The sequence below is a fragment of the Pseudomonas sp. CAU 1711 genome (assembly GCF_039888625.1).
Lineage (GTDB): Bacteria > Pseudomonadota > Gammaproteobacteria > Pseudomonadales > Pseudomonadaceae > Aquipseudomonas.
Map to the genome: position 1 here is coordinate 39,510 of NZ_JBDQQT010000012.1, position 24,909 is coordinate 64,418.

At 67.3% G+C, this 24,909-nt stretch carries 24 protein-coding genes; 6 read left to right on the forward strand and 18 right to left on the reverse strand.

Annotated elements, in window-relative coordinates; translation table 11 throughout:
* Window positions 1-12: 12 nt before the first annotated feature.
* The 12 genes from AAFN46_RS14560 to ccoN form a co-directional block, all read right to left on the reverse strand.
* The gene (locus AAFN46_RS14560) at window positions 13-561 is read right to left on the reverse strand and encodes an adenine phosphoribosyltransferase (RefSeq protein WP_347809409.1); all 549 of its coding nucleotides are present in this window, start codon (window positions 559-561) and stop codon (window positions 13-15) included.
* 68 nt (window positions 562-629) lie between these two features.
* A complete protein-coding gene (fnr, locus tag AAFN46_RS14565) occupies window positions 630-1,364 on the reverse strand; it encodes a fumarate/nitrate reduction transcriptional regulator Fnr (protein ID WP_347809410.1) in 735 nt (244 codons plus the stop codon).
* 416 nt (window positions 1,365-1,780) lie between these two features.
* On the reverse strand, window positions 1,781-3,163 hold the full coding sequence (gene hemN / locus AAFN46_RS14570) for an oxygen-independent coproporphyrinogen III oxidase (RefSeq protein ID WP_347809411.1): 1,383 nt from the start codon (window positions 3,161-3,163) through the stop codon (window positions 1,781-1,783).
* A 142-nt stretch (window positions 3,164-3,305) separates the two neighbouring features.
* The gene (locus AAFN46_RS14575; protein WP_347809412.1) at window positions 3,306-3,989 is read right to left on the reverse strand and encodes a sulfite exporter TauE/SafE family protein; all 684 of its coding nucleotides are present in this window, start codon (window positions 3,987-3,989) and stop codon (window positions 3,306-3,308) included.
* On the reverse strand, window positions 3,982-4,182 hold the full coding sequence (ccoS, locus tag AAFN46_RS14580) for a cbb3-type cytochrome oxidase assembly protein CcoS (protein ID WP_347809413.1): 201 nt from the start codon (window positions 4,180-4,182) through the stop codon (window positions 3,982-3,984). The genes AAFN46_RS14575 and ccoS overlap by 8 nt, the downstream gene beginning before the upstream one ends.
* 40 nt (window positions 4,183-4,222) lie before the next feature.
* Window positions 4,223-6,670, reverse strand: a complete 2,448-nt coding sequence (locus AAFN46_RS14585; RefSeq protein WP_347809414.1) for a heavy metal translocating P-type ATPase — start codon at window positions 6,668-6,670, stop codon at window positions 4,223-4,225.
* Between the two features lie 7 nt (window positions 6,671-6,677).
* The gene (locus AAFN46_RS14590) at window positions 6,678-7,181 is read right to left on the reverse strand and encodes a FixH family protein (RefSeq protein ID WP_347809415.1); all 504 of its coding nucleotides are present in this window, start codon (window positions 7,179-7,181) and stop codon (window positions 6,678-6,680) included.
* A gap of 14 nt (window positions 7,182-7,195) precedes the next feature.
* On the reverse strand, window positions 7,196-8,611 hold the full coding sequence (gene ccoG / locus AAFN46_RS14595) for a cytochrome c oxidase accessory protein CcoG (protein WP_347809416.1): 1,416 nt from the start codon (window positions 8,609-8,611) through the stop codon (window positions 7,196-7,198).
* Window positions 8,612-8,745: 134 nt separating this feature from the next.
* Window positions 8,746-9,714 carry a cytochrome-c oxidase, cbb3-type subunit III gene (ccoP, locus tag AAFN46_RS14600; protein WP_347809417.1) on the reverse strand — a complete coding sequence of 323 codons (969 nt, stop codon included), beginning with the start codon at window positions 9,712-9,714 and terminating at the stop codon, window positions 8,746-8,748.
* On the reverse strand, window positions 9,711-9,896 hold the full coding sequence (locus AAFN46_RS14605) for a cbb3-type cytochrome c oxidase subunit 3 (RefSeq protein WP_347809418.1): 186 nt from the start codon (window positions 9,894-9,896) through the stop codon (window positions 9,711-9,713). The genes ccoP and AAFN46_RS14605 overlap by 4 nt, the downstream gene beginning before the upstream one ends.
* A gap of 6 nt (window positions 9,897-9,902) precedes the next feature.
* Window positions 9,903-10,520, reverse strand: a complete 618-nt coding sequence (gene ccoO, locus AAFN46_RS14610; RefSeq protein WP_347809419.1) for a cytochrome-c oxidase, cbb3-type subunit II — start codon at window positions 10,518-10,520, stop codon at window positions 9,903-9,905.
* Window positions 10,520-11,962, reverse strand: coding sequence for a cytochrome-c oxidase, cbb3-type subunit I (ccoN, locus tag AAFN46_RS14615; protein WP_347809420.1), 1,443 nt, complete (start codon window positions 11,960-11,962; stop codon window positions 10,520-10,522). The genes ccoO and ccoN overlap by 1 nt, the downstream gene beginning before the upstream one ends.
* Before the next feature lie 394 nt (window positions 11,963-12,356).
* Between ccoN and AAFN46_RS14620 the strand changes: the two genes are divergently transcribed.
* A complete protein-coding gene (locus tag AAFN46_RS14620; RefSeq protein ID WP_347809421.1) occupies window positions 12,357-13,022 on the forward strand; it encodes an alpha/beta fold hydrolase in 666 nt (221 codons plus the stop codon).
* 61 nt (window positions 13,023-13,083) lie between these two features.
* On the opposite strand, the gene AAFN46_RS14625 is transcribed toward AAFN46_RS14620, so the two are convergent.
* A complete protein-coding gene (locus tag AAFN46_RS14625; protein ID WP_347809422.1) occupies window positions 13,084-14,427 on the reverse strand; it encodes a 3-deoxy-7-phosphoheptulonate synthase class II in 1,344 nt (447 codons plus the stop codon).
* Window positions 14,428-14,681: 254 nt separating this feature from the next.
* Between AAFN46_RS14625 and AAFN46_RS14630 the strand changes: the two genes are divergently transcribed.
* A complete protein-coding gene (locus tag AAFN46_RS14630) occupies window positions 14,682-15,437 on the forward strand; it encodes a spermidine synthase (protein WP_347809423.1) in 756 nt (251 codons plus the stop codon).
* 10 nt (window positions 15,438-15,447) lie between these two features.
* Here AAFN46_RS14630 and AAFN46_RS14635 read toward each other — a convergent pair whose 3' ends face one another.
* Both AAFN46_RS14635 and AAFN46_RS14640 read right to left on the reverse strand, forming a co-directional pair.
* Window positions 15,448-16,629, reverse strand: coding sequence for a benzoate/H(+) symporter BenE family transporter (locus tag AAFN46_RS14635; RefSeq protein WP_347809537.1), 1,182 nt, complete (start codon window positions 16,627-16,629; stop codon window positions 15,448-15,450).
* Between the two features lie 14 nt (window positions 16,630-16,643).
* Window positions 16,644-17,258: a LysE family translocator gene (locus AAFN46_RS14640; protein ID WP_347809424.1), complete on the reverse strand. Its 615-nt coding sequence runs from the start codon at window positions 17,256-17,258 to the stop codon at window positions 16,644-16,646.
* Between the two features lie 138 nt (window positions 17,259-17,396).
* Here AAFN46_RS14640 and AAFN46_RS14645 point away from each other — a divergent pair, with 138 nt between their 5' ends.
* Complete coding sequence (locus AAFN46_RS14645) at window positions 17,397-18,038, forward strand: hypothetical protein (RefSeq protein ID WP_347809425.1); 642 nt, start codon at window positions 17,397-17,399, stop codon at window positions 18,036-18,038.
* Between the two features lies 1 nt (window position 18,039).
* Here AAFN46_RS14645 and AAFN46_RS14650 read toward each other — a convergent pair whose 3' ends face one another.
* Window positions 18,040-18,483 carry a MarR family transcriptional regulator gene (locus AAFN46_RS14650; RefSeq protein ID WP_347809426.1) on the reverse strand — a complete coding sequence of 148 codons (444 nt, stop codon included), beginning with the start codon at window positions 18,481-18,483 and terminating at the stop codon, window positions 18,040-18,042.
* An 81-nt stretch (window positions 18,484-18,564) separates the two neighbouring features.
* On the opposite strand from AAFN46_RS14650, the gene AAFN46_RS14655 reads away from it, so the two are divergent.
* The 3 genes from AAFN46_RS14655 to AAFN46_RS14665 all read left to right on the forward strand — a co-directional run bounded on the left by AAFN46_RS14655 (window position 18,565) and on the right by AAFN46_RS14665 (window position 20,763).
* Window positions 18,565-19,725: a PLP-dependent aminotransferase family protein gene (locus tag AAFN46_RS14655; RefSeq protein ID WP_347809427.1), complete on the forward strand. Its 1,161-nt coding sequence runs from the start codon at window positions 18,565-18,567 to the stop codon at window positions 19,723-19,725.
* A 2-nt stretch (window positions 19,726-19,727) separates the two neighbouring features.
* Window positions 19,728-20,330, forward strand: coding sequence for a glutathione S-transferase family protein (locus AAFN46_RS14660; RefSeq protein WP_347809428.1), 603 nt, complete (start codon window positions 19,728-19,730; stop codon window positions 20,328-20,330).
* A gap of 85 nt (window positions 20,331-20,415) precedes the next feature.
* On the forward strand, window positions 20,416-20,763 hold the full coding sequence (locus AAFN46_RS14665; protein ID WP_347809429.1) for a GFA family protein: 348 nt from the start codon (window positions 20,416-20,418) through the stop codon (window positions 20,761-20,763).
* A 3-nt stretch (window positions 20,764-20,766) separates the two neighbouring features.
* Here the strand turns inward: AAFN46_RS14665 and AAFN46_RS14670 are convergent, their stop codons facing one another.
* Window positions 20,767-23,715 carry an HD domain-containing phosphohydrolase gene (locus tag AAFN46_RS14670; RefSeq protein WP_347809430.1) on the reverse strand — a complete coding sequence of 983 codons (2,949 nt, stop codon included), beginning with the start codon at window positions 23,713-23,715 and terminating at the stop codon, window positions 20,767-20,769.
* Window positions 23,716-23,850: 135 nt separating this feature from the next.
* The gene (locus AAFN46_RS14675; RefSeq protein ID WP_347809431.1) at window positions 23,851-24,906 is read right to left on the reverse strand and encodes an FUSC family protein; all 1,056 of its coding nucleotides are present in this window, start codon (window positions 24,904-24,906) and stop codon (window positions 23,851-23,853) included.
* Window positions 24,907-24,909 lie beyond the last annotated feature (3 nt).

The window sequence follows — 24,909 nt, forward strand, 5'->3', positions numbered from 1 at the left end:
AGACCCTAGGAATCAGCGCTCGCTGAGCTCGAAGGCGGTCAGGCAGAAGGTGGCGATGCCCATGTCCTGCAGTTTCTGCGAGCCGCCCAGTTCGGGCAGGTCGATGATGGCCGCGGCCTCGTGCACCTGGGCGCCGAGGCGGCGGACCAGGCGGGCGGCGGCCAGCAGGGTGCCGCCGGTGGCGATCAGGTCATCGAAGATCAGCACCCGGTCGCCCTCGCACAGGCTGTCGGCGTGCACCTCAAGCAGCGCCTCGCCGTACTCGGTCTGGTAGCTCTCGGCGAGCACCGCCGCCGGCAGCTTGCCCTGCTTGCGAAACAGGATCAGCGGGCGGTTCAGCTCGTAGGCGATGATCGAGCCGATCAGGAAGCCGCGCGCGTCCATCGCCGCCACGTGGCTGAAGTCGCTCTCCACATAACGCTGCACGAAGCTGTCGGCGACCATGCGCAGGGCGCGTGGCGACTGGAACAGCGGGGTGATGTCGCGGAACACCACGCCGGGCTTGGGGAAGTCCTGCACCGGGCGGATCAGCGTCTTGATGTCGAATTCGTCGAAGATCATCGCACTCTCCTCATTAGCGCCTGCGCAACGGCTCGCGGGCCGCACCCTGCCGTCGGCGCGACAGATCTTCAGTCTGGCATATTGCCGCCGGCCAGGGCGCACAGCTCGATGGGGTCGAGAATCCGCACTTCCTTGCCTTCGGCCTCGATCAGGCCATTGTGCTGGAAACGGGTGAACACCCGCGACACCGTCTCCACGGCCAGGCCCAGGTAGTTGCCCAGCTCGTTGCGCGACATGGCCAGGCGGAACTGCTGGGCGGAGAAGCCGCGGGCACGCAAGCGCGCGGAGAGGTTGACCAGGAAGGTGGCGATGCGCTCGTCGGCGCTCTTCTTGGAGAGCAGCAGCATCATCTGCTGGTCGTCGCGGATCTCGCGGCTCATCACCCGCATCAGCTGGCGGCGCAGCTGCGGCAGCTGCACGGCGAGCTCGTCCAGGCGCTCGAAGGGAATCTCGCACACCGAGGTGGTCTCCAGCGCCTGCGCGGATACCGGATGGGAGTCGGTGTCGACGCCGGACAGGCCGACCAGCTCGCTGGGCAGGTGGAAGCCGGTGATCTGCTCATCGCCCGAGTCGCTCAGGGTGAAGGTCTTCAGCGCGCCGGCGCGCACGGCGAACACCGAGGCGAAGGCATCGCCCTGGCGGAACAGGAACTCGCCCTTCTTCAGCGGGCGACCGCGCTTGACGATGCGGTCCAGCGCGTCCAGGTCCTCCATCTCCAGCGACAGCGGCAGGCACAGTGGTGCCAGGCTGCAATCCCTGCAGTGGGCCTGATGGAGGCTGTGCGCCTTGAGGGTGTCTGGCATCGGAAATCCCTGGCTGAATAATCACACACAAAGTCAAAGGTTAACCCATGGCTCGGCACCCCGGCCAGGGCGACCATGGTGGGACTGCACAGGCGCGGCGAACGCACGGTCTGGGCGGCTCGGTGAATTCAGCCGGGTAGGCTGTGCTCACCCGCAGGGCAGTACAGCACGTGGCGCCCGGGTGAACTTCAGATCACCCGCGAGAAGCGCTGCCGGTGCTGCTGCGCCGGGTAGCGGTCGAACAACCGGGTAGGCTGTACTCGCCCGCAGGGCAGTACACCGCAGGGTGCCAGGGTGGGCATTCAGATCACCCGCGAGAAGCGTTGCCGGCTCTGCTGCGCCGGGTAGCGGTCGAGCAACCGGGTAGGCTGTACTCGCCCGCAGGGCAGTACACCGTAGGGTACCTGGGTGGGCATTCAGATCACCCGCGAGAAACGTTGCCGGTTCTGCTGCGCCAGATAGCGGTCGAACAGCATGCACAGCGAGCGCACCAGCAGGCGCCCGGCCGGGCGCACTTCGATGCCGTGCTCGCCGAGTTCGATCAGGCCGTCGCGGGCCAGTTGCTGCAGCTGCGGCCAGATGGCCGAGAAATAGGCGCGAAAGTCGATGGCGAAGCGCCGCTCGATATCGCGCAAGTCCAGCCGAAACTGGCAGATCAACGCCTGGATCACGGCGCGGCGGATGCGGTCGTCGGCGTTGCAGTGCAGGCCGCGCCGGGTGGCCAGCCGGGCGTTGTCCAGGCTCTGCTGGTAGCTTCCAAGATCGCTGCTGTTCTGGCAGTAGAGGTCGCCGACCTGACTGATGGCGGACACGCCGAGGCCGATCAGGTCGCAGTGGCCATGGGTGGTGTAGCCCTGGAAGTTGCGCTGCAGGCTGCCGTCCTCCTGGGCCATGGCCAGCTCGTCGTCGGGCAGGGCGAAGTGATCCATGCCGATATAGCGGTAGCCGGCGGCCGTGAGCTGCTCGATGCTGCGCTGCAGCATCTCCAGCTTCTGCGCCGGGCCGGGCAGCTCGCTTTCCTCGATTCTTCTCTGCGGCATGAAGCGCTCGGGCAGGTGCGCGTAGTTGAACAGCGACAGGCGATCGGGCTGCAGGGAGATCACCTCGGCCAGGGTGCGGGCGAAGCGCTCGGGATTCTGCTTCGGCAGGCCGTAGATCAGGTCGATGTTCACCGAGCGGAACTGCAGGGTATGCGCCGCCTCGACTATGGCGCGGGTCTGCTCCGGGCTCTGCAGGCGGTTGATGGCGCGCTGCACCTCCGGATCGAGGTCCTGCACGCCGAGGCTGACGCGATTGAAGCCCAGCTCGCGCAGCAGGCCCATGCTCGACCAGTCCGCCTCGCGCGGGTCGATCTCGATGCCGTAGTCGCCGCTGTCGTCGTCCAGCAGGTTGAAGTGCTGGCGCAGCTGCTGCAGCAGCCGGCGCAGCTCGTCGTGGCTGAGAAAAGTCGGGGTGCCGCCGCCCAGGTGCAGCTGCTCGACCACCTGGTTGCGATCCAGATGGCGGGCGATCAGCTCGACCTCCCGCTCCAGGCGCTCCAGATAGGGCAGGGCGCGGCCGCGATCCTTGGTGATCACCTTGTTGCAGGCGCAGTAGTAGCAGATGTTGGCGCAGAACGGCAGGTGCACGTAGAGCGACAGCGGGCGCAGGGCCTTGCGGCTGTCGCGCAGGGCATGCAACAGGTCGAAGGCACCGACCTCGCCGTGGAACTGCACGGCGGTGGGGTAGGAGGTATAGCGCGGCCCCGGCCGGTCGTGGCGGCGGATCAGGTCGGCGTCCCAGTGGATGGCGTCGAGCATGGTGGTATCCCTGGAGTGGCGAGTGGGGCCAGTCTAGGGAGGCGGGCGGCGAGAGGCCTTGACCTGAATCAATCACAGGCTGCAAGCGGCAAGCCACAGGGAGAGGCGCTTGCCGCTTGTGGCTCGCAGCTTGCCGCTGCCTTCAGTGGCCCATCAGCCAGTGCTGATGCGGCCCCGGCAGGGTCCAGAGGCCGAACAGCATCACCAGCAGGCCGCCGGCGATGCGCACGCCGCGCTGGCGCAGCAGGGCGGTGATGCGCTCGGCGGCCATGCCGGTAGCCAGCAGCACCGGCCAGGTGCCGAGGCCGAAGGCCAGCATCAGCAGCGCGCTGTCGGTCGGAGATCCCTGGCTGGAGGCCCACAGCAATGTGCTGTAGACCAGGCCGCAGGGCAGCCAGCCCCAGATGGCGCCGAGCAGCAGGGCGCGCGGCAGGCTGCTGACCGGCATCAGGCGGCTGGCGAAGGGCTGCAGGTGGCGCCAGAGGTGGCGGCCGAGCGCCTCGATGCGGGTCAGGCCGCTCCACCAGCCGGCCAGGTACAGGCCCATGGCGATCAGCAGCAGGCCGGCGATCACCCGCAGCAGCATGGCCGCCGGGCTGCTGGCCACGGCCCAGCCGGCCAGGCCGATCAGCAGGCCGGCGGCGGCGTAGCTGAGGATGCGCCCGAGGTTGTAGGCCAGCAGCAAGCGAAAGCGCCGTGCGCGCTGCTCGGGCGGGATGGCCAGGGTCAGCGCGCCCATCAGGCCGCCGCACATGCCCAGGCAGTGGCCGCCGCCGAGCAGGCCGAGGATCAGGGCCGAGACCAGCTGCGGCGCCAGTTCAGTCACGCGGCTGGTCCTTCTGCTCGTCGGCCTCGGCGATGCCGGCCTTGTGCCGCGGGTCCTCGTCGTCGAACAGGATGCTGTGCGCCGGGCCATCGAGGTCGTCGTACTGGCCGCTGTCCACCGCCCAGAAGAACACCCAGATGGCGACGCCGACCAGGAGCACGGCGATGGGAATGAGGATATAGATGGCGGACATGGCAATCTCCGATTGAGCGGCAAGCCGCAAGCCGTAAGCGCTAAGCGGTGGCGCTTGCGGCTTGCAGCTTGCGGCTTGAGGCTGGCCGCGGCATCCGGGCCAGGCGCAGGGCGTTGAGCACCACCAGCAGCGAGCTGACCGACATGCCGAGCGCGGCCCACAGCGGGGTGACCCAGCCGAGCGCGGCGAACGGCAGCACCAGGCCATTGTACAGGCTCGCCCAGCTCAGGTTCTCGACGATGATCCGCCGTGTGCGGCGGGCCAGGGCGAAGGCCTGCACCAGGCTGCCCAGGCGGTTGGACAGCAGCACGGCGTCGGCGCTGGTCTTGGCCAGGTCGGTGGCGCCGCCCATGGCCACGCTGATGTCGGCGCCGGCCAGCACCGGCACGTCGTTGACCCCATCGCCCAGCATCAGCACACGCTTGCCTTGTTCGTGCAGCGTCTTCAGCACGGCCAGCTTGGCGTCCGGCGTCAGGCCGCCACGGGCATCCTCGATGCCGAGCTGGCGGGCCACCTCGCCGACCATGGGCGAGCTGTCGCCGGACAGCAGGAGGATGTCCCAGCCCTGGGCGCGGCAGGCGGCGAGCAGTTCGGCGGCATCCTCGCGCAGGCGGTCGTCGAGCACGAACCAGGCCAGCGGGCCACGCTGGTCGCCGAGCAGCAGCCACTGGCCGCGTTCGCCGGGAATCGTCGGTGCCGCGCGTCCGGCCAGGGCGGCGACATAGCCCGGCTGGCCAATGCGCAGGCGGCGGCCCTCGACCACGCCCTCCAGGCCCTGGCCCGGAGCGCTGGCCAGCTGCTCGGCGCCGCGCTCGCTATGGCCGAAGGCGCGCGCGATGGGGTGTTCGGAGCCATGCTCCAGCGCGGCGGCCAGGGCCAGGCAGGCATCGCCGTCCAGCTCGCGCAGGGTCTCGATGCGCTCCAGGGTCAGGCGGCCTTCGCTCAGGGTGCCGGTCTTGTCGAAGATCACCGTGTCGATCTGCTTGAGGCCCTCCAGCACATGGCCACGGGTCAGCAGTAGGCCGAGCTTGTGCAGGCTGCCGGTGGCGGTGGTCAGCGCGGTTGGCGTGGCCAGCGACAGGGCGCAGGGGCAGGTGGCGACCAGCAGGGCCAGGACTATCCAGAACGCCCGCTCGCTGTCGAGCTGCCACCAGATGAGGCCGACCACGGCGGCAAAGGCCAGGACGATCAGCAGGAACCACTGCGCCACCCGGTCGGCCAGCTCGGCCATGCGCGGCTTGTCGGCCTGGGCGCGCTCCAGCAGGCGGACGATGGCGGACAGGCGGGTGTTCTCGCCCAGCGCCTCGACCTCCACGGTCAGCGGGCCCTCGACATTGAGGGTGCCGGCGGTGACGGCGTCGCCCTCGCCGCGCGGCAGGGGCAGGTATTCGCCAGTCAGCAGCGACTCGTCGACGCTGGACTGGCCGGCGACGATGCGGCCGTCCGCCGGCAGCTGGGCGCCGGGCGGCACCAGCACGCGGTCGCCGACGGCCAGTTCGCGCAGCAGCACGCGCTGGCTGTGGCCGCCGGCATCCAGGCGCAGGCACGACGGCGGCAGCAGGCTGACCAGCTGCGCGGTGGCCGCCGCCGTGCGCTCGCGGGCGCGGCGCTCCAGGTAGCGCCCGGCGAGCAGGAACAGGGCGAACATGCCGACCGCGTCGAAGTACAGCTCGCCGACGCCGGTGACGGTGGACCAGATGCCGGCCACATAGGCGCCGCCGATGGCCAGCGACACCGACACGTCCATGGTCAGGTGGCGGCTGCGCAGGTCGCGCAGGGCGCCACGGAAGAACTGGCCGCAGCAGTAGAAGACGATGGGCGTGGTGAGGAACAGGCTGGTCCAGCGCAGGATCATGTCCAGCTCGGGCGAGAGGTCGACGTTGACCTCCGGCCAGGTGGCCATGGTCGCCATCATCACCTGCAGCCACAGCAGGCCGGCGACGCCGATCTGGCGCATGGAGCGGCGGTTTTCCTCGGCCAGGTGGGCGCTGGCCTGGTCTTCCTGCCAGGGGTGGCCGGCGTAGCCGATGCGGCGCAGCTCGGCGAGTAGCCGGCTGAGCGGGATCTGGCGGTCGGCCCAGCGCAGCTGCAGGCGCTGGTTGGACAGATTGAGGTTGGCCTCGGCCACGCCCGGCAGGTTGCGCAGGTGCTTCTCGATCAGCCAGCCGCAGGCGGCGCAGCTGATGCCCTCGATCAACAGGCGGGTCTCGCTCAGCTCGCCCTCGTGTTGGACGAAGCCCTGCTGCACCTCATCGCGGTCGTACAGCTCAAGCTCATCCGGCAACGCCTTGGGCAGGGCCTGCGGGTTGACCGCGTTGTCGCTGCGATGGCGGTAGTAGCCGTCCAGGCCGCCGGCGACTATGGCCTCGGCCACGGCCTGGCAGCCCGGGCAGCAGAAGGCCCGCGTCTGCTCCAGCACGCGGGCCTCGAAGCGGCTGCCGGCGGGTACCGGCAGGCCGCAGTGATAACAGGGCAGGGGGCTGCTCATGAAGCGCTTATTCGCCGAGCTGGAAGCGCTGACCGCCGACCAGCTGCTCCTCCTCGAACAGGCGCCAGTCCTTGCCGCCCTCCTGGCCGATCAGCTCGACGAAGCGGCGGCCCTCGACGGCGTCCAGCAGGTTGCCGGCGTAGCTGCCGTCGCCCTGCAGCTGCAGTATCACCCGGCGGTCGCGCTCCGGCTGGGTCGGCGAGATCAGGTTGAGCACCAGCTGCGGCGGGTTGCTATGGCCCTGCAGCTGCAGGGTCACGGTGCCGCGTTCGTTGTCCAGGGCGAAGGCGGCCTTGAGCTGCAGGCGTTCGGCCAGTTCCTCGCGTTCCAGCGAGGTGTTGATGCCCTTGCCGACGTCGTAGTAATTGTCCGACAGCAGGCCCGGCGGGTTCTTGGTGGCGATCACCAGCATGCTGGTGCCGAGCACCACGGACAGGCCGAGGATGCCGATGATGAACCAGGGCCAGAACTCTTTGTACCAGGGGTTGACCGGGGGGTGTTGCGACGACATGGAGAAACCTGTGTTCAGCGCACGCTGGGGCCGATGAAACGGCTGTCGGCGTCGCTCTGGATGGACGGATCTTCCAGGGCCTGGACCCTGAAGAGGATTTCATTGGCGCTGGAGGGCAGCTTCTCCGGGGCGATGGACAGCTCCACCGGCAGCGACAGCACCTCGCCGGCCGCGGCACGGACTTCCTTCTTGCCACCGTAGGCCAGGCCGTCGAGGCCCTCGACCGAGATCAGGTAGGTCAGGTCGCGCTGGGCCTTGTTCATCAGCTTCACGGTGTAGACGTTCTCGACGTGGCCCAGTTCGTTCTCGCGGAACAGCACGCGGTCCTTGAGCACGTCGATCTCCACCAGCGAACGGCTGGCGATGGCCCAGGCGAACAGGCCGAGCATCGCCACCAGGGCGACGGCGTAGCCTATCAGGCGCGGGCGCAGCAGGTGGGTCTTCTGCCCGGAAAGATTGTGTTCGGTTGTGTAGCTGATCAGGCCACGGGGGTAGCCCATCTTGTCCATGATGCTGTCGCAGGCGTCGATGCAGGCGGCGCAGCCGATGCATTCGATCTGCAGGCCGTCGCGGATGTCGATGCCGGTGGGGCAGACCTGCACGCACAGGGTGCAATCGATGCAGTCGCCCAGGCCCTCGGCCTTGTAGTCGGCGCTCTTCTTGCGCGGGCCGCGGTGTTCGCCGCGACGCGGGTCGTAGGACACGATCAGGGTGTCCTTGTCGAACATCACGCTCTGGAAGCGCGCGTAGGGGCACATGTAGATGCACACCTGCTCGCGCAGCCAGCCGGCGTTGCCATAGGTGGCCAGGGTGAAGAAGGCGACCCAGAAGTAGGACCAGCCGCTGGCAGCGCCGGTCAGCAGGTCGGGGATCAGTTCGCGGATCGGCGCGAAGTAGCCGACGAAGGTCAGGCCGGTGACCAGGCCGATCAGCACCCACAAGCCGTGCTTGGCCGTCTTGCGCAGGAGCTTGTCGGCGTTCAGCGGCGCCTTGTCCAGCTTCATGCGCTGGTTGCGGTCGCCCTCGGTGACCTTCTCGCACCACATGAAGATCCAGGTCCACACGCTCTGCGGGCAGGTGTAGCCGCACCAGACGCGGCCGGCGAACACGGTGATGAAGAACAGGCCGAAGGCGGCGATGATCAGCAGCGCCGAGAGCAGGATGAAATCCTGCGGCCAGAAGGTGGCGCCGAAGATGTAGAACTTGCGCTCCGGCAGGTTCCACCACACGGCCTGGCGGTCGTTCCAGCTCAGCCAGACGGTGCCGAAGTAGAGCAGGAAGAGAAAGGCTCCGCCGCCCAGGCGCAGGTTGCGGAACAGGCCGGTGAAGGCGCGGGTGTAGATCTTTTCGCGGCTGGCGTAGAGGTCGAAGGTTTCGCCACTCTTGGCCGGGGGAGGGGTGATGTTTCGGACGGGAATCTGTTCGCTCATCAGGGTCGTACCACGGCTGGGGTGAGTGCTCCTGTCGATACTTGCCGAAGGAGTCAGAATTTCACGGCACTATGGTACGCCTGATCGGGCATGGCCCGGATGCGACCGGCGGTCGCGTCCGGGCGGGTGACGCATTACTGCTCGGCTTTGTCGCCGTGCAACAGGCTGTACACGTAAGCGGCCAGCAGGTGCACCTTATCTTCGCTACCCACGTACGGCAGCTGCGCCGGCATGTTGCCGCTGCGGCCGTAACGGATGGTCTGCTGCAGCTGGGCGTAGCTGCTGCCGTAGATGAAGGCGCTGGGGTTGGTCAGGTTCGGCGCGCCCATGCTCGGGGTGCCTTTGCCGTCCGCGCCGTGGCAGGCGAAGCAGGTGCCGGCGAAGATCTTCTGGCCGGCGGCGATATCGGCCTCCACGCCTTCCGGCAGCTTGCGGCCGCCCAGCTCGGTGAGCACGTAGGCGGCGACGTTGCGCACGCCGTCCTCGCCGATGGTCGGGCCCTGGGCCGGCATCATGCCGTGGCGACCGCCGATGATGGTCTGCTTGATGTCTTCCGGCTTGCCGCCCCAGCGCCACTCGTTGTCGGTCAGGTTGGGGAAGCCGTAGGCGCCCTTGGCGTCGGAGCCGTGGCACACCGAGCAGTTGGAGGCGAACAGGCGGCCGCCCATCTTCAGGGCCTTCTCGTCCTTGGCCACTTCCTCGATCGGCAGCTTGGCGTACTGGGCGTAGATCGGCGCGTATTCCTTGTCGGCGCGCACCATCTCCTTTTCCCACTGGTGCACGCCGGTCCAGCCAGCCTCGCCGTTGGCGAAGGGCTTGCCGTCGCCGGCCTCGTTGTAGCCCGGCAGCAGGCCCTTCCAGTTGCCCAGGCCCGGGTACAGGGCCAGGTAGCCAAGGGCGAAGATGATGGTGGCCATGAACAGCATGAACCACCATTTCGGCAGCGGGTTGTCGAACTCCTCGATGCCGTCGAAGGCATGGCCGACGGTGTCGTCGGTGGTGTCGGGGCGCTGGCCCTTGCGAATGCCGAAGAGCAGCGCAGTCAGAGCCACGATGGTGCCGAGGCTCAGTACGCTGATGTAGATACTCCAGAACAGAGTCATTCTTTATTGCTCCCAGAAGCTTGCTCGTCACGCTTGTTGGCCGGGGCGTCGTCGGCGAAGGGCAGGTTGGCCGCCTCGTCGAAGCTCGACTTGCGCTTGCTGCTGTAGGCCCAGAGCACCACGCCGATGAAGGCGATGAACACCACTACTGTGCCGATGCCACGAATCGTCCCGATATCCATCGTGCGTTACCGTTTGTTCTTGATGGCGGTGCCAAGACCCTGCAGGTACGCGACCAGCGCGTCCATCTCGGTCTTGCCCTTGACGGCCTCGCGTGCGCCGGCGATGTCCTCGTCGGTGTAGGGCACGCCGAGGGTGCGCTGAGCTTCCATCTTGGCGGCGGTGTGCTTGCCGTCGAGCGTGTTCTCAACCAGCCAGGGGTAGGCCGGCATCTTCGATTCCGGTACCACGTTGCGCGGGTTGTACAGGTGGGCGCGGTGCCAGTCGTCCGAGTAGCGGCCGCCGACGCGGGCCAGGTCCGGACCGGTGCGCTTGGAGCCCCACAGGAAGGGGTGGTCCCAGACGCTCTCGCCGGCCACCGAGTAGTGGCCGTAGCGCTCGGTCTCGGCGCGGAACGGGCGGATCATCTGCGAGTGGCAGCCGACGCAGCCTTCGCGGATGTAGATGTCGCGGCCTTCCAGCTCCAGCGCGGTGCGCGGCTTCATGCCTTCCACCGGGGTGTTGGTGACGTCCTGGAAGAACAGCGGAACGATCTGGGTCAGACCGCCGATGCTCACCGCCAGGACCATGCCGATGGCCAACAGGCCGATGTTCTTCTCGAAAATCTCGTGTTTGCTACCGGCCATCAGTGCGCGACCTCTGCAGGAATCTGGGCGGCGGCGTCGTACTTGCTCTTATCGGCAGCGCGCACGGTACGCCAGGTGTTGTAAGCCATCAGCAGCATGCCGGTGACGAAGAAGGCACCGCCGAGGGCACGCACCATGTAGCCATGGTGGCTGGCTTGCAGGGCCTCGACGAAGGAGTAGGTGAGGGTGCCGTCCTCGTTGACCGCGCGCCACATCAGGCCCTGGGTGATGCCGTTGACCCACATGGAGGCGATGTACAGCACGGTGCCGATGGTGGCCAGCCAGAAGTGGGCGTTGATCAGGCCGACGCTGTGCATCTGCTCGCGGCCGAAGACCTTCGGGATCAGGTGGTAGAGCGCGCCGATGGAGATCATCGCCACCCAGCCGAGGGCGCCGGCGTGCACGTGGCCGATGGTCCAGTCGGTGTAGTGGGACAGGGCGTTGACGGTCTTGATGGCCATCATCGGGCCTTCGAAGGTGGACATGCCGTAGAAGGCCAGGGATACCACCAGGAAGCGCAGGATCGGGTCGGTGCGCAGCTTATGCCAGGCGCCGGAGAGGCTCATCATGCCGTTGATCATGCCGCCCCAGCTCGGCGCCAGGAGGATCACCGACATGGCCATGCCGAGGGACTGGGTCCAGTCCGGCAGGGCGGTGTAGTGCAGGTGGTGCGGGCCGGCCCAGATGTACAGGGTGATCAGCGCCCAGAAGTGCACGATGGACAGGCGGTAGGAGTAGATCGGGCGCTCGGCCTGCTTGGGCACGAAGTAATACATCATCCCGAGGAAGCCGGTGGTCAGGAAGAAGCCCACGGCGTTGTGGCCGTACCACCACTGGATCATCGCGTCGGTGGCACCGGCGTAGACCGAGTAGGACTTGAACAGGGTGACCGGGATTTCCATGCTGTTGACGATGTGCAGCATGGCGGTCACGACGATGAAGGCGCCGAAGAACCAGTTGCCGACATAGATGTGCTTGGTCTTGCGCTTGACGATGGTGCCGAAGAACACCACCAGATAAGTGATCCAGACCAGGCCCAGGAGGATGTCGATCGGCCATTCCAGCTCGGCGTACTCCTTGGAGGAGGTGTAGCCCAGCGGCAGGGTGATGATGGCCAGCACGATCACGGCTTGCCAACCCCAGAAGGTGAAGGCGGCCAGACTGTCGGAGATCAGGCGGGCCTGGCAGGTGCGCTGGACCACGTAGTAGGACGTGGCGAACAGGGCGCAGCCGCCGAAGGCGAAGATCACCGCGTTGGTGTGCAGCGGGCGCAGACGGCCGAAGCTGGTCCACGGCAGGTTCAGGTTGAGTTCCGGCCACACCAGCTGTGCGGCAATGAACACGCCTAGACCCATCCCGATGACCCCCCAGATCACCGTCATAACGGCGAACTGGCGGACCACCTTATAGTTATAAGCAGTCTGACTGATTGCTGTGCTCATGCTAGGGGTTCCACGGTTAATGGAGTTTTTTAGGGGTAAAAAATCGGCGGCAAGTATGGAGAAACGAGGTACCCATTGCAACGCCGGATGCCTGTGCGATCAAGGTTTTAGCGGGTTCTTGGCCACTGCCTCGGGCTGACTCGGCGGTCGGGGTTCGGTCGCTGGATCGCCGCGAGAAGACGGGATCGCGTTGGAATTGTTACCGGGTACGACTGCTGGCCAGCTTAGTCCAAGTCAAGCGAATGACCATGCTGTTGGTCGGAGGGTGCGACATCGGGTCGCAGAGCTTGCGGAGGGGTTCATTGGGCGCAGCGCTGCTGCATAGTAGTCGGCCACGGTGTCGGTCGTATTCATTTGTTGGGCTTCCATCCAGGGTAAGGAAAACAGGGCAAGCATGGGTAATGGCAGGCTGAGGGTTATTGACGAGGATCAATGCCGGGCGCGGGGATGGCTGTGGAACGGGGCGGACGGGATGTCGCAGGCCAGCCTGATTCTCGCCCACGGCGCCGGCGCGCCGATGGACAGCGACTTCATGCAGCGCATGGCCGAGCTGCTGGCGGCGCGCGGGGTGAACGTGTTGCGCTTCGAGTTTCCCTATATGGCGGCGCGCCGCACGGGCGGCGGCAAGCGCCCGCCCAATCCGCAGGGGCAGCTGCTGGAATGCTGGCGCGAGGTCTATCGCGAGGTGCGCGGAGCCATGGATGGGCCGCTGGCCATCGGCGGCAAGTCCATGGGCGGGCGCATGGCCAGCCTGCTGGCCGACGAGCTGGGCGCCGATGCGCTGGTGTGCCTGGGCTACCCCTTCTATGCGGCGGGCAAACCGGAGAAGCCGCGGGTGGCGCATCTGGCCGAGTTGCGCACGCGCAGCCTGATCGTCCAGGGCGAGCGCGATGCCTTGGGCAATCGCGAGACGGTGGCAGGCTATGCGCTGGCGCCGAGCGTGAGCCTCGAATGGCTGGTGGCGGCGGACCACGACTTGAAGCCACTCAAGGCCTCGGGCCTGACCCATGAGCAGCATCTGCGGCGGGCGGCGGATGCGGTGGCGGGGTTTCTCCCGTAGGGGCGAGGGCCGCTCAACTCTCTGCTCGTGAAGAGGGCCCGTTCTGCCTGTGCAAATGCTTTCAGCCGCGCGCCTGTTTCAGCGTCTCGGCGATGAGGAAGGCCAGCTCCAGCGACTGGTCGGCGTTCATCCGCGGGTCGCAATGGGTGTGGTAGCGGTCGGACAGGCCGTCCTCGGTGATCGGTCGCGAGCCGCCGATGCACTCGGTGACGTTCTGCCCGGTCATCTCGATATGGATGCCGCCGGCGATGGTGCCCTCGGCGCGGTGCACCTGGAAGAACTGCTTCACCTCGGAGAGGATCTGCGCGAAGTCGCGGGTCTTGTAGCCGCTGGAGGCCTTGATGGTGTTGCCGTGCATGGGGTCGGAGCTCCACAGCACCTGGCGACCTTCCTCCTTGACCTTGCGCAGCAGGCGCGGGAAGTGCGCCTCGACCTTGTCCGCGCCCATGCGCACGATCAGGTTGAGGCGGCCCGGATCGTTGTCCGGGTTGAGGATGTCGATCAGGCGGATCAGCTCGTCCGCGTCCATGCTCGGGCCGACCTTGACCCCGATGGGGTTCTCGATGCCGCGCATGAACTCGACATGGGCGCCGTCCAGCTGACGGGTACGGTCGCCGATCCACAGCATATGCGCGGAGCAGTCGTACCAGCGTCCGGTGAGGCTGTCCTGGCGCACGAAGGCCTGCTCGTAGTTGAGCAGCAACGCCTCGTGGGCGGTGAAGAAGCTCGCCTCGCGCAGCTGCGGGGCCTTGTCCATGCCGACCGCGCGCATAAAGGCCAAGGTTTCATCAATCCGGTTGGCCAGCTGGTGGTACTTCTCGGAAAGCGCCGAGTTGGCGATAAAGTCCAGGTTCCACTGGTGCACCTGGTGCAGGTCGGCGAAGCCGCCCTGGGCGAAGGCGCGCAGCAGGTTGAGGCTGGCGGTGGCCTGGTGGTAGGCCTGCAGCAGGCGCTCGGGGTCCGGCACGCGGCTGGCGGCGTCGAAGCCGATGCCGTTGACGATATCGCCGCGATAGGCTGGCAGGGTCACGCCGTCGATGGTTTCGCTGCCGGCCGAGCGCGGCTTGGCGAACTGCCCGGCCATGCGCCCGACTTTCACCACCGGGCTGCCGGAGGCGAACGTCATGACGATGGCCATCTGCAGCAGCACCTTGAAGGTGTCGCGGATCTTCGCCGCGCTGAACTCGGCAAAGCTCTCGGCGCAGTCGCCGCCCTGCAGCAGGAAGGCACGGCCCTGGGTCACTTCGGCGAACTGGCGGCGCAACTCGCGGGCCTCGCCGGCGAACACCAGCGGTGGGTAACCGGCCAGGGTCTGCTCCACTCGGGCCAGGTGGGCGGCGTCGGGGTACTCGGGCTGTTGCTGGATGGGTTTGCTTCTCCAGCTTTCGGGGCTCCAGGCGGACATCGGGCGTTCTCTGCGCTAATTCGGTTGCCGGCATGTTAACCCCGCGACCAGCGGGCGGTCAGCCGATAAGCGCGATAGAGCGCCTGAATCGCCGCAGCAGGAGGGTGTCTCGATTGCCTTTGCGCCAATGTTCCGCAAGCATATGCAGTTCGATCAGCCCTTCTTCCTCTCGAGTCCATGAGCAGAACCGCATCACTCCACTCTGGCCGGAGCGCTGAGCGCTCCACTCTGTTGTCGACTCGTGGGCTCGGCCGATGAGCGAGCTGCGCGAAGAGATACTGCTGGAGGAAGTGCGCGACGCCTGGGGCGTGATCCGCGTGCTGGAAGTCGGCGACTACCGCTTCCTCGAATTCGGCGAGGCCATCGAGCAGAGTTGCACCTACACCCGCGATCCGGCCTGGCTGGAGTACGACTACACCCGCGCCATGCTGCTCGGCGCGCTGTGCCACGAGGCGCCGGAGAACGCCCTGTTCCTCGGTCTGGGCGGCGGCACCCTGACCCAGGCCTGCCTGAAGTTCCTGGCGCTGGAGGATATCGAGGCCATCGAGCTGCGCCCGGAAGTGCCGCGCCTGGCCATGCAGTACCTCGGCCTGGCCGACGACCCGCGCCTCTATGTGCGCATCGGCGACGCCCTGGAGCTGCTGGACAGCGCCGAGAGCTGCGACCTGCTGTTCGTCGACCTGTACACCGACACGGGGCCTGCGCCCGGCCACCTGGCCTGGAAGTTCCTGGAGAACTGCCAGAGGCGCCTCAGCCCCGGCGGCTGGCTGGTGATCAACCAGTGGGGCAACGACGACGGCAAGCCGCTGGGCGCGGCGCTGCTGCGTGGCCTGTTCCATCGCCACTATTGGGAGATTCCGGTGAAGGAGGGCAACGTCATCCTGCTGGTGCCGGCCGATCTCGACCAGCAGCTCGACCTCGATGGCGCCAGGGCCCGCGCCGAGGCCCTGGCGCCGCGCCTGGGCTACTCGCTGCAGCCGTTGCTGGATGTGCTGCGCCCGGCCAGCTGAGGGGCAACTGCTACTTCTTCCCGTTCAGGATCAGCAGGGTCAGGGCGCCGCCGACCAGGCCCCAGAAGGCCGAGCCGATGCCCAGCAGGGTCATGCCCGAGGCGGTGATCATGAAGGTGATCAGCGCGGCATCGCGTTCGGCCGGCGCCTGCATGGCCTGGGCCAGGCCGTTGCCGATCGAGCCGAGCAGGGCCAGGGCGGCGATGGACAGCACCAGGGCGCTGGGCAGGGCGATGAACAGCGCGGCCAGGGTAGCGGCGAAGATGCCGGCGAGCAGGTTGAACAGACCGTTCCACAGCGCCGCGGTGTAGCGTTTGCGCTTGTCCTCGTGGGCCTCGGCGCCGGTGCAGATGGCGGCGCTGATGGCGGCCATGTTGATGCCGTGGGAGCCGAAGGGGGCCAGCAGCAGCGAGGCGAGACCGGTGGTGGCGATCAGTGGCGAGGGCGGCACGTCGTAGCCGTCGGCACGCAGCACGGCGATGCCGGGGATGTTCTGCGAGGCCATGGCCACCACGAACAGCGGGATACCGATGCTGATGGCGGCGCTCAGCGAGAAGCTCGGCGTGGTCCAGACCGGCACCGCCACCTGCAGCTCGAAGCGACTGAAGTCGAGCATGCCCTGGGCGGCCGCGACCAGGCTGCCGATCAGCAGCGCCAGCAGCACCGCGTAGCGTGGCAGTAGGCGCTTGCACAGCAGGAAGCTGAAGAACATCGCCAGCACCAGCACTGTGCTGCTCTGCGCGGCGACGAATATCTCGCTGCCGATGCGGAACAGGATGCCGGCCAGCAGCGCCGCCGCCAGCGAGGCCGGCAGATGGCGCATGACCCGTTCGAAGGCGCCGGACAGGCCGAGCAGGCTGAGCAGCAGGGCGCAGACCACGAAGGCGCCGATCGCCTCCGGATAGCTCACCCCCGGCAGGCTGGTGATCAGCAGGGCGGCGCCGGGCGTCGACCAGGCCACCACCACCGGCGCGCGGTAGCGCAGCGACAGGCCGATGGTGCAGATGGCCATGCCGATGGACAGCGCCCACAGCCAGGAGGAAATCTGCGCGGCGCTGAGGCCCGCGGCCTGGCCGGCCTGGAACATCAGCACCAGCGAGCTGGTATAGCCGGTGAGGGTGGCGACGAAGCCGGCCACCACGGCGGAAGGCGCGGTGTCGGCCAGCGGGCGCAGGCGCGTGGAGGTGTCCATGGCTTCCAGGGTCATCACAGGCTTCCCTTGACGTCGATCAGTATGGGGTAGAGCGAGGCCACCAGCAGCAGGGCCATGCCGATATTGAAGGCGCGCAGCACGCGCGGCTGGTCCAGCCAGCGCCGTAGCAGGCTGCCGGCCACCGTCCACAGGCCGACGCTGGGGCAGTTGACCAGGGCGAACAGGGCGGCGATCAGCAGCACGTTGATCAGGAAGCCTTCCTGCGGCGTGTAGGTGGTGATGGCGCCGATGGCCATGATCCAGGCCTTGGGATTGACCCACTGGAAGGCCGCCGCCTGCAGGAAGGTGAAGGGCTTGCCGCCGGTCTTGCCGCTCGCATCCGGGGCACCGCTACCGGCGATCTTCCAGGCCAGGTACAGCAGGTAGGCGGCGCCGGCGTAGCGCAGTGCCGTATAGAGCGGCGGGAATCGCTCGAACAGCTGACCGAGGCCGAGGCCCACGGCCATCACCAGCAGCATGAAGCCCAGGCTGATGCCGAGCATGTGCGGCAGGCTGCGGCGCACGCCGAAGTTCACCCCCGAGGCCAGCAGCATCATGTTGTTCGGGCCCGGCGTCACCGAGGTGACGAAGGCGAAGAGGACGAAGGCGAGCAGCATTTCGGCGGTCATGGCGATTCTCCGTGGATGCTGGCAGCCTATGCGCAGCCCGCGCGGGCGTCGCCGTACAGCGGCCCCGACAATCGTCGGTACAGTTCTCAACGATCTCTCTGGCGAGGAAGACTGTTCCCATTACATAAGGAAATTGCCATGGACCAGGACAATCCCTATGCGGCGCCGCAGGTGGCGCTGGTCGACGCCCAGGCGCCCCAGCAGCTGCCGGGCTGGAGCCCGGGGCAGTTGCGGCTGCTCGGCTGGCTGTGCCTGCTCTCGATCGCCAGCACGCTGGCGGCATTGGTTGCGGCTGTTCTTGCCAGTGAGCAGCCTGGCTCGGTCGCCGACATGGCCGGAGATTGGTTGAGTCTGCTGTCGACACTGTTGGGCTGTTATCTGCTGCTGCGCCTGCGGGTGTTTCTGGAGCAGCGTTTCGCGGCCAAGGGGCTGCGGTGGCCGACCGGCCTGATCATATTTTTCAGTCTGCTCACCGAGTTGCTGGACTGGTTGTGGGGTGACGCGATCCTGGCCAGCCTGGGTTGGCAGACCCTGAGCTTCTTCGCTGCGGTCTTGCTGCTGGGGGTGACGATGCTGTGGCTGGGCGTTGTGCTGCTACGAGTCCAGGATCCCTATCCCTCTCTGCGGGTGATGGCCTGGCTGGAGATTGCCGGTGGCGTCATGTTCACCTCGGTGATCTTGATTCTGATCGCGATCATTCCCCTGCTGGCGGCTTCGTTGGCCATGGCCCTGGTGTTCTTCCGTGGCGCCAGCGAGCTGAGCGGCCGCCAGGCGGCCTGACTCAGCCCTCGCCGGCGGCCTGGCGCAGGGCCTGGTTGACCTCCAGCCAGGCCTGCACGGCCGGCTCGCCGGCCTCCTCGAAGACCCGTTCCAGCAGACGCGACTGCTCGCGACGCAGGCTCTGTTCCAGCCTGGCGCCCTCGACAGTCAGGCCGAGCTGGCGTTTGCGCTTGTCGTCGCTGGCGGCCACGCTCTCGACCATGTGCATCTCCTGTAGCTGGCGCAGCGGCGTGTTCAGCGCCTGCTTGCTCACGCCCAGGTAGCCGAGCAACTCCTTCACGCTGAGACCCGGGTAGCGGGCGATGAAGAACAGGATGCGATGGTGCACGCGCGACAACCCGCGGCGCGCCAGCATCTCGTCGGGCTTGGCGGTGAAGGCCTGGTAACCGAAGAAGAAGGCTTCCATCGCGGCCTGCTGGGTGCTCGGCTTTTTCAGGTCAAGCATATTGACGTATCCATCCGGGGCATCGTAGTTTCGGTCAAAGAGTTTGACCCAATTTTCCCTTCGAGTGCTACCGGTGTTCCCATGGCCTTCTCCGAACGCGTTGCCCGCCTGAAAAGCTCCCTGATCCGTGAAATCCTCGCCGCGGCGCAGCGTCCGGAGGTGATGTCCTTCGCCGGCGGCCTGCCGGCCGAGCCGATGCTGCCCAAGGTGGACTGGAGCGAGATGCCGGCCTCCATCGGTCAGTACGGCATGAGCGAGGGCGAGCCGGCGCTGCGCGAAGCGGTAGCCGCCGAGGCGCGCAAGCTGGGTGTGCCGTGCGACGCCAGCCAGGTGCTGATCACCTGCGGCTCGCAGCAGACCCTGGACCTGGCCAGCAAGCTGTTTATCGATCCGGGCACCGAGATTCTGGTCGAAGCGCCGACCTACCTGGCCGCGCTGCAGTCCTTCCAGCTGTTCGGCGCCGACTGCATCAGCGTGCCGCAGGAGGCCGACGGCCCCGAACTGGAAGCCCTGCGCGAACGCCTGCAGCAGCACAAGCCGGCCTTCGCCTACCTGATCCCGACCTTCCAGAACCCCTCCGCCGTGCGCTACAGCGAGGCCAAGCGCGACGCCGTGGCGGCGCTGCTCGACGAGTTCGACGTGACCCTGATCGAGGACGAACCCTACCGCGAGCTGGTGTTCGACCAAGGCAGCGCCACGCCGATCGTCAGCCGCCTCAAGCGCACCAGCTGGATCTACACCGGCACCCTGTCCAAGACCCTGCTGCCGGGTCTGCGCGTGGGCTTCCTGATCGCCAGCGCCGACCTGTTCCCGCACCTGCTGCGCCTGAAGCAGGCCGCCGACCTGCACACCAACCGCATTGGTCAGTGGCAGGCGCTGCAATGGTTCGGTACTGAGAAGTACAGCGCGCACCTGGCCGAGCTGCGCGACTTCTACCGCGTGCGCCGCGACGCCATGCAGGCGGCGCTGCAGGAGCATTTCGCCGACCTGGCCGATTGGCAGGTGCCGCAGGGCGGCCTGTTCTTCTGGCTGACCCTCAGGCACAAGCTGGACACCCGCACCCTGCTGCAGCCGGCGATGGCGCGGGACGTCGCCTTCATGCCCGGCGAGCCGTTCTTCGTCGACCCGGACGCCAACCCGGGCCATCTGCGGCTGAACTTCAGCCACGTGCCGCCGGAAAAGCTCGGCGAGGGCCTGCGCCGCCTGGCGGCCGTCATTCGTGATGCACAGGGAGGGCAATAGCGATGCTCAAGGTCCATGGCGACTACCGCTCCGGCAACTGCTACAAGGTCAAGCTGATGCTGCACCTGCTCGGCCGCGAGTATCAGTGGCAGGCGGTCGACATCCTCAAGGGCGAGACCCAGACCGAGGCGTTCCTGGCCAAGAATCCCAACGGCAAGATTCCGGTGCTGGAGCTGGAAGACGGCACCTGCCTGTGGGAGTCCAATGCCATCCTCAACTTCCTCGCCGACGGCAGCGAGTTCATCCCCAGCGAACCGCGCCTGCGCACCCAGATGCTGCAGTGGCAGTTCTTCGAGCAGTACAGCCACGAGCCCTACGTGGCGGTGGCGCGCTTCATCCAGCTGTACCTGGGCCTGCCGGAAGAACGCCGCGCCGAGTACGAGAACTGCCACAAGGGTGGGCGCAAGGCGTTCAAGGTGATGGAGCAGCAGCTGCAGCGCACGCCCTACCTGGTGGGCGAGCGGTACACCATCGCCGACATCGCCCTGTATGCCTACACCCACGTGGCTCACGAGGGTGGCTTCGATCTGAGCGGCTACCCGGCGATCATGACCTGGCTCGACCGGGTCGCCAGCCACCCGCGGCACGTCGGCATGTTCGACTAAGACGGAAACCGGCCCCAGGCCGGTTTTTTCTTGCCGCTCCATCTGCCGCCGACTAGCTTGTCCGTTCCCACAAGGAGGATTGGCCATGACTTACCAAGGCGGTTGTCACTGCGGCAAGATTCGTTTCGAGGTGAGTGGCGAGATCGACAGCCTGACCGAGTGCAACTGCTCGCTGTGCAGCAAGCGCGGCGGGCTGTTGTGGTTCGTGGGGCGTGACCAGTTGCGGCTGGAGTCACCGGACGGCGAGCTGCCGACCTATCGCTTCAATACCCGCAAGATTGCCCACCACTTCTGCGATGTCTGTGGCTGCGCGCCCTTCAGCGAGGCCGCGGGGCCCGATGGGCGGCCCATGGCCTCGATCAATGCGCGCTGCCTGGAGGGCGTCGAGTTGGCGGCCTTCAAGGTGGTGCAGTGGGACGGCCGCAGCCACTGAGGCTCAGGCCAGCCCGGCCTTGGCCAGAATGGCCGGCACGTCCAGCGCGTCGATCTGCTCCGGCCTCAGGTAGCGCTGGGCATAGGTATGCGCAATGCCGGACTGCAGGAACAGGCCGAACAGCTGCGGGTCGACATGGGCGTTGCGGCACATGCCGGCCATGATGCCGAGCGCCTCGCTGAGGGTCTTGCCCTGCTTGTAGGGCCTGTCTACCGCGGTGAGCGCCTCGAAGATGTCGGCGATGGCCATCATCCGTGCCGGCAGGCTCATCTCCTCGCGCTTGAGGCGTTTCGGATAGCCGCTGCCATCCATCTTCTCGTGATGCCCGCCGGCGATCTCCGCCACGTTCGCCAGATGCCTGGGGAAGGGCAGGTGGTCGAGCATGAGGATGGTCTGCACGATGTGATTGTTGATGATGTAGCGCTCCTCGGCGGTCAGGGTGCCGCGGGCGATGCCCAGGTTGTACAGCTCGCCGCGGTTGTACTTATGCTGCGGCACGTCGAGCTTGAAGCCCCAGGGGTTGTCGGGTGGGATCAGCTCGCTCTCGGGGCGCTCGAACAGGTGCTCGGGCTTGTCCGCCAGCAACGGTTCCTGCACCGGCAGCATGGGCGCCGGGGTGCGGGCCTGGCGCTGGTTCTCCTCCCAGGACACGCCGAGGCGGTCGTCCAGGGTGCGCGTCCAGGTGCGCGAGGCGATCCGCCGCAGGCGTTCCTGGTCGGCTTCGGCCATGGCCTCGCCACCCAGGTTGCAGCGGGCGACGAAGGCGAACTCCTCGTCCAGGGTGCTCAGCGTCTCGTCGCGCAGTGCCGCCAGGCCGGCCTCGTCGCCACCCTTGGCCAGCCCCTCCCAGTAGCCGCTCCAGGCATCGCGCTTGAGCAGCTCGAAGCGCATGCGCACCTCGTGAATGCGGTCGTAGATAGTCTCCAGCTTGGTCGCCTTGTCCACCACGTATTCCGGGGTGGTGACCTTGCCGCAATCGTGCAGCCAGGCGGCGATGTGCAGGGCTTCCCATTCCTCGTCGCTGGGGTTGTAGCCGCGGAATGGCTCGGCGTCGCTGGCGGCGGTGGCACGGGCGAGCATCAGGGTCAGCTCGGGCACGCGCTGGCAGTGGCCGCCGGTGTAGGGGCTCTTGGCGTCGATGGCGCCGGCGATCAGCTGGATGAAGGCGTCCAGCAGCTTCTTCTGCTGTTCCAGCAGGCGCTGACTCTCGATGCACAGGGCGGCGACCCCGGACACCGCCTCGACATAGGCGATGCGTTGCGGGCGCAACAAGGCCGGCTCCTCGCCGGTGTCGCGATGCAGCAGCAGGAGCACGCCGACCGTCTCGCCCTGACGGTTGTGCAGGCCGGTGCCGATCAGGTGCACGCGCGGGCTGTCGAGGGTATGCAACAGGCTCTGCAGGCCATCGGCCTGGTCGAAGCCGATGGAGGCCACGGTGGTGACGCCGCCCTCGGCCGGCTGGCGAACCCAGTCGGGAATTGCCGTCTCGCCCGGCACGTAGGTGGGGATGCGGTGCTCATCCAGGCTGTGCTGCTCGTTGTTGACGAACAAGCCGTGGGGTTCCAGGCGGCCGCTGTCGGCCTCGCGCAGGTAGAGCAGGCCGGCGCTGGCCTCGCTGAGGTCCACCGTCTCCCTGAGCACGCGGCGCAGCAGCGCATCGAAGCGGGTCTCGGCGGACAGGCTGGCGGTGATGTCGAGGAAGCTTGACAGGGTGTCTTTCATCTTGCCCATGGCCACGGCCAGCTGGTTGATCTCCAGCACCGGCGAATGGCCGCTGGCCGGGTAGGCGAAGTTGAAGCTGCGGATCGCCTCGGCCTCGTCGACCAGGGCGCGCAGCGGCCTGACCAGTATCCGCGAGGTCATCCAGCCGATCGGGATGCACAGCAGCAGGATGCCGATGGTCAGCACCGCGCCCTGCCAGCGAATGCGGTAGGCATCGGCCAGCAGCTCTTCCTCCGGGGCCAGCAGGGCCAGGCGCAGGCCGTTGGGCCCACCCTCGTCGAGCTGACTGTAGGACACCCGCCAGCGTTTGCCGGCCAGGCGCATGCTGCCCTGGCGATCCTCGTCCAGGCCGCGCTGGAACAGCTCGCCCAGGGCCGGGCTGAGCTTGTCCACGGGGTTCAGGTGGGGGGTGCCGTTGCTCACCACCAGGCGGCCCATGTCCGGATAAGCCACCGCCGCGCCGTCTGGGCGATAGAGCACCACCTCGGTGGAGGGCGTGACCCGGTGCCGTGCCAGGGTCTCCGAGAGGTCGGCCAGGGTCAGATCGGCGGCCAGCACCGTCTTGTCCCGGCTGATCTGCGCCAGGGTGGTGCCGATGTCCTGGGTGGAGAAGAAGACATAGGGGTCGGTGGTGATCGGCGCGCCACTCTCCAGCGCGCCCCGGTACCAGGGGCGGGTGCGCGGGTCGAATATCTCCTTGAGGTTCTGCCGGCGGCTGATCCAGTTCAGCTCGGCGTCGAAATACTGCGATTCGGAAATCGGTCGCGCCTCGCCGCTGCGGTCGATAGTCCAGACCTGGAAGGCGGCGTTCTCCGGTGCGTCGAAGATTCGTTTGAGCCGTGCGTCGCGCAGCGGCCGCACCATGAAGAAGTCGCCGTCCTCGTAGCCCAGGTACAGCGAGGCTAGCTTGGGGTTGTCGTTCAGCGCCCGGGCGAACAGCGGCAGAAGGCTCATGCGCTGGTAACCGTCGGCACTCTGGTTGTTCTCGTTGAGCGCCAGCAGGCCGAGCAGGTGGCGAATCGGCTGATAGGTATGCTGCAGGTTCGACTCCACCTCGGCGCGCATCTGGGCGAACAGCTGGTTGCTGCTGGAGAGGATGACCTGGGTGGTCTGGTAGTAGTTGAACAGGCCCAGGGCCGCGCCGCTGCCCAGTAACAAGAAGGTGAACAGCACGCTGATGTGGACGTGGAGGGGAAAGCGACGTTCCTTTATGACTGACTTGCCCTGCATGGTCTTACTCCACTGGCACAGCTGTCCGAGAGCAGAAGCATAGTGAAGGCTGGGGTGTTGTCTCGGAAGTAGGTTGCAGAATCGGCGCGAGGATCTTGCGCCGCAACCTGGTTCGCGCCGAAACGCCTGCGGCCCCTAGTTTTTCTGTGTTTCGCCCGTGCCGTGCCGTGCTCCCAGCCATTGTTCCAGGCCATAGAGCAGCAGGGCGGTGAGCATGGCCAGCACGGTGCCGATCAAACTGTTGAACAGGCGCGCCTGGGCCAGCTGCCAGTCGGGCGCCAGGCTCTCGGCCAGCAGCAGGAAGCTGAGGATGACCTGCAGCATGAACAGCCCGTAGCGACGCGCCTGCAGGGCGCGGCAGAGGACGATCAGCGGCAGTGCCAGGGCGACCATCGTCGCGGGGCTCTGCAGGCCGTGGCCGAGGTAGATCAGCAGGCAGGCGGCGCCCAGGCTGGCCAGGCTGGCGAGCAACGGGCGGGCCAGGCTGCCACGGTATTCCAGCTGCAGGCTGGCGAGCAGGGCCAGGCTCAGCCAGTGGCCGCGCGGCAGGTCGGCCAGTTGCACGATCAGCCCGGCCGCGGCGCAGGCCAGGCTGCAGCCCAGGGCGTGCAGGCGCCAGCGCCGCTCCGGCAGGCGTTTGGCGTGACGCCGCAGGACGCGGAAAATGGCCATCAGGTGTGGCATGTACGGCCACATGCGCAGGCCGTGCAGGCCGCGCAGGCCGAAGGCCAGCAGGGCCACCCAGAGGCCGCCGAGGAAGAACAGGGCGGCCACCGCATCGGCATTGCGCAGCCCCGCCAGGCCGTGCTGGCCCTGGCCAAGGCATAGGCAGACCAGCAGACACAGGCCGAGCTTGCCGGCCTCGCTGCCCAAACGCTGCAGCCAGGCCAGGAGGAAGCCGTGCAGGCCGAACAGCCACAGGCTGAGGATGGCCGACTCCGCGCTCCAGAAGCCCAGGCCGGCGCTGCAGGCGCCGAGCAGGGCGAGGGCGAGCAGGCGCAGCATGCCGAAGCGGTGCAGGGGGTTGTACAGCGAGGCGAAGAAGGCGCCGACCGAGGCCCAGAGGAAGCCCGGGTGGCCGCTGGCCAGCCCGAGCAGCAGGGGCAGGGCGCAGCCCAGCCCGGCGATGATCGCCGGCCCCCACTCCGGTGGGCCGGAGTGCCAGGCGAGCAGGCGTTTGCCGGTCGTCATCGG

Bases quoted from the DNA above. Each gene is read 5' to 3' on its own strand.
- AAFN46_RS14560 (WP_347809409.1), bottom strand. From the start codon at position 561: ATGATCTTCGACGAATTCGACATCAAGACGCTGATCCGCCCGGTGCAG.
- fnr (WP_347809410.1), bottom strand. From the start codon at position 1,364: ATGCCAGACACCCTCAAGGCGCACAGCCTCCATCAGGCCCACTGCAGG.
- hemN (WP_347809411.1), bottom strand. From the start codon at position 3,163: ATGCTCGACGCCATCCACTGGGACGCCGACCTGATCCGCCGCCACGAC.
- ccoS (WP_347809413.1), bottom strand. From the start codon at position 4,182: ATGTCCGCCATCTATATCCTCATTCCCATCGCCGTGCTCCTGGTCGGC.
- AAFN46_RS14585 (WP_347809414.1), bottom strand. From the start codon at position 6,670: ATGAGCAGCCCCCTGCCCTGTTATCACTGCGGCCTGCCGGTACCCGCC.
- AAFN46_RS14590 (WP_347809415.1), bottom strand. From the start codon at position 7,181: ATGTCGTCGCAACACCCCCCGGTCAACCCCTGGTACAAAGAGTTCTGG.
- ccoG (WP_347809416.1), bottom strand. From the start codon at position 8,611: ATGAGCGAACAGATTCCCGTCCGAAACATCACCCCTCCCCCGGCCAAG.
- ccoP (WP_347809417.1), bottom strand. From the start codon at position 9,714: ATGACTCTGTTCTGGAGTATCTACATCAGCGTACTGAGCCTCGGCACC.
- AAFN46_RS14605 (WP_347809418.1), bottom strand. From the start codon at position 9,896: ATGGATATCGGGACGATTCGTGGCATCGGCACAGTAGTGGTGTTCATC.
- ccoO (WP_347809419.1), bottom strand. From the start codon at position 10,520: ATGGCCGGTAGCAAACACGAGATTTTCGAGAAGAACATCGGCCTGTTG.
- ccoN (WP_347809420.1), bottom strand. From the start codon at position 11,962: ATGAGCACAGCAATCAGTCAGACTGCTTATAACTATAAGGTGGTCCGC.
- AAFN46_RS14620 (WP_347809421.1), top strand. From the start codon at position 12,357: ATGGGTAATGGCAGGCTGAGGGTTATTGACGAGGATCAATGCCGGGCG.
- AAFN46_RS14625 (WP_347809422.1), bottom strand. From the start codon at position 14,427: ATGTCCGCCTGGAGCCCCGAAAGCTGGAGAAGCAAACCCATCCAGCAA.
- AAFN46_RS14630 (WP_347809423.1), top strand. From the start codon at position 14,682: ATGAGCGAGCTGCGCGAAGAGATACTGCTGGAGGAAGTGCGCGACGCC.
- AAFN46_RS14635 (WP_347809537.1), bottom strand. From the start codon at position 16,629: ATGGACACCTCCACGCGCCTGCGCCCGCTGGCCGACACCGCGCCTTCC.
- AAFN46_RS14640 (WP_347809424.1), bottom strand. From the start codon at position 17,258: ATGACCGCCGAAATGCTGCTCGCCTTCGTCCTCTTCGCCTTCGTCACC.
- AAFN46_RS14645 (WP_347809425.1), top strand. From the start codon at position 17,397: ATGGACCAGGACAATCCCTATGCGGCGCCGCAGGTGGCGCTGGTCGAC.
- AAFN46_RS14650 (WP_347809426.1), bottom strand. From the start codon at position 18,483: ATGCTTGACCTGAAAAAGCCGAGCACCCAGCAGGCCGCGATGGAAGCC.
- AAFN46_RS14655 (WP_347809427.1), top strand. From the start codon at position 18,565: ATGGCCTTCTCCGAACGCGTTGCCCGCCTGAAAAGCTCCCTGATCCGT.
- AAFN46_RS14660 (WP_347809428.1), top strand. From the start codon at position 19,728: ATGCTCAAGGTCCATGGCGACTACCGCTCCGGCAACTGCTACAAGGTC.
- AAFN46_RS14665 (WP_347809429.1), top strand. From the start codon at position 20,416: ATGACTTACCAAGGCGGTTGTCACTGCGGCAAGATTCGTTTCGAGGTG.
- AAFN46_RS14670 (WP_347809430.1), bottom strand. From the start codon at position 23,715: ATGCAGGGCAAGTCAGTCATAAAGGAACGTCGCTTTCCCCTCCACGTC.
- AAFN46_RS14675 (WP_347809431.1), bottom strand. From the start codon at position 24,906: ATGACGACCGGCAAACGCCTGCTCGCCTGGCACTCCGGCCCACCGGAG.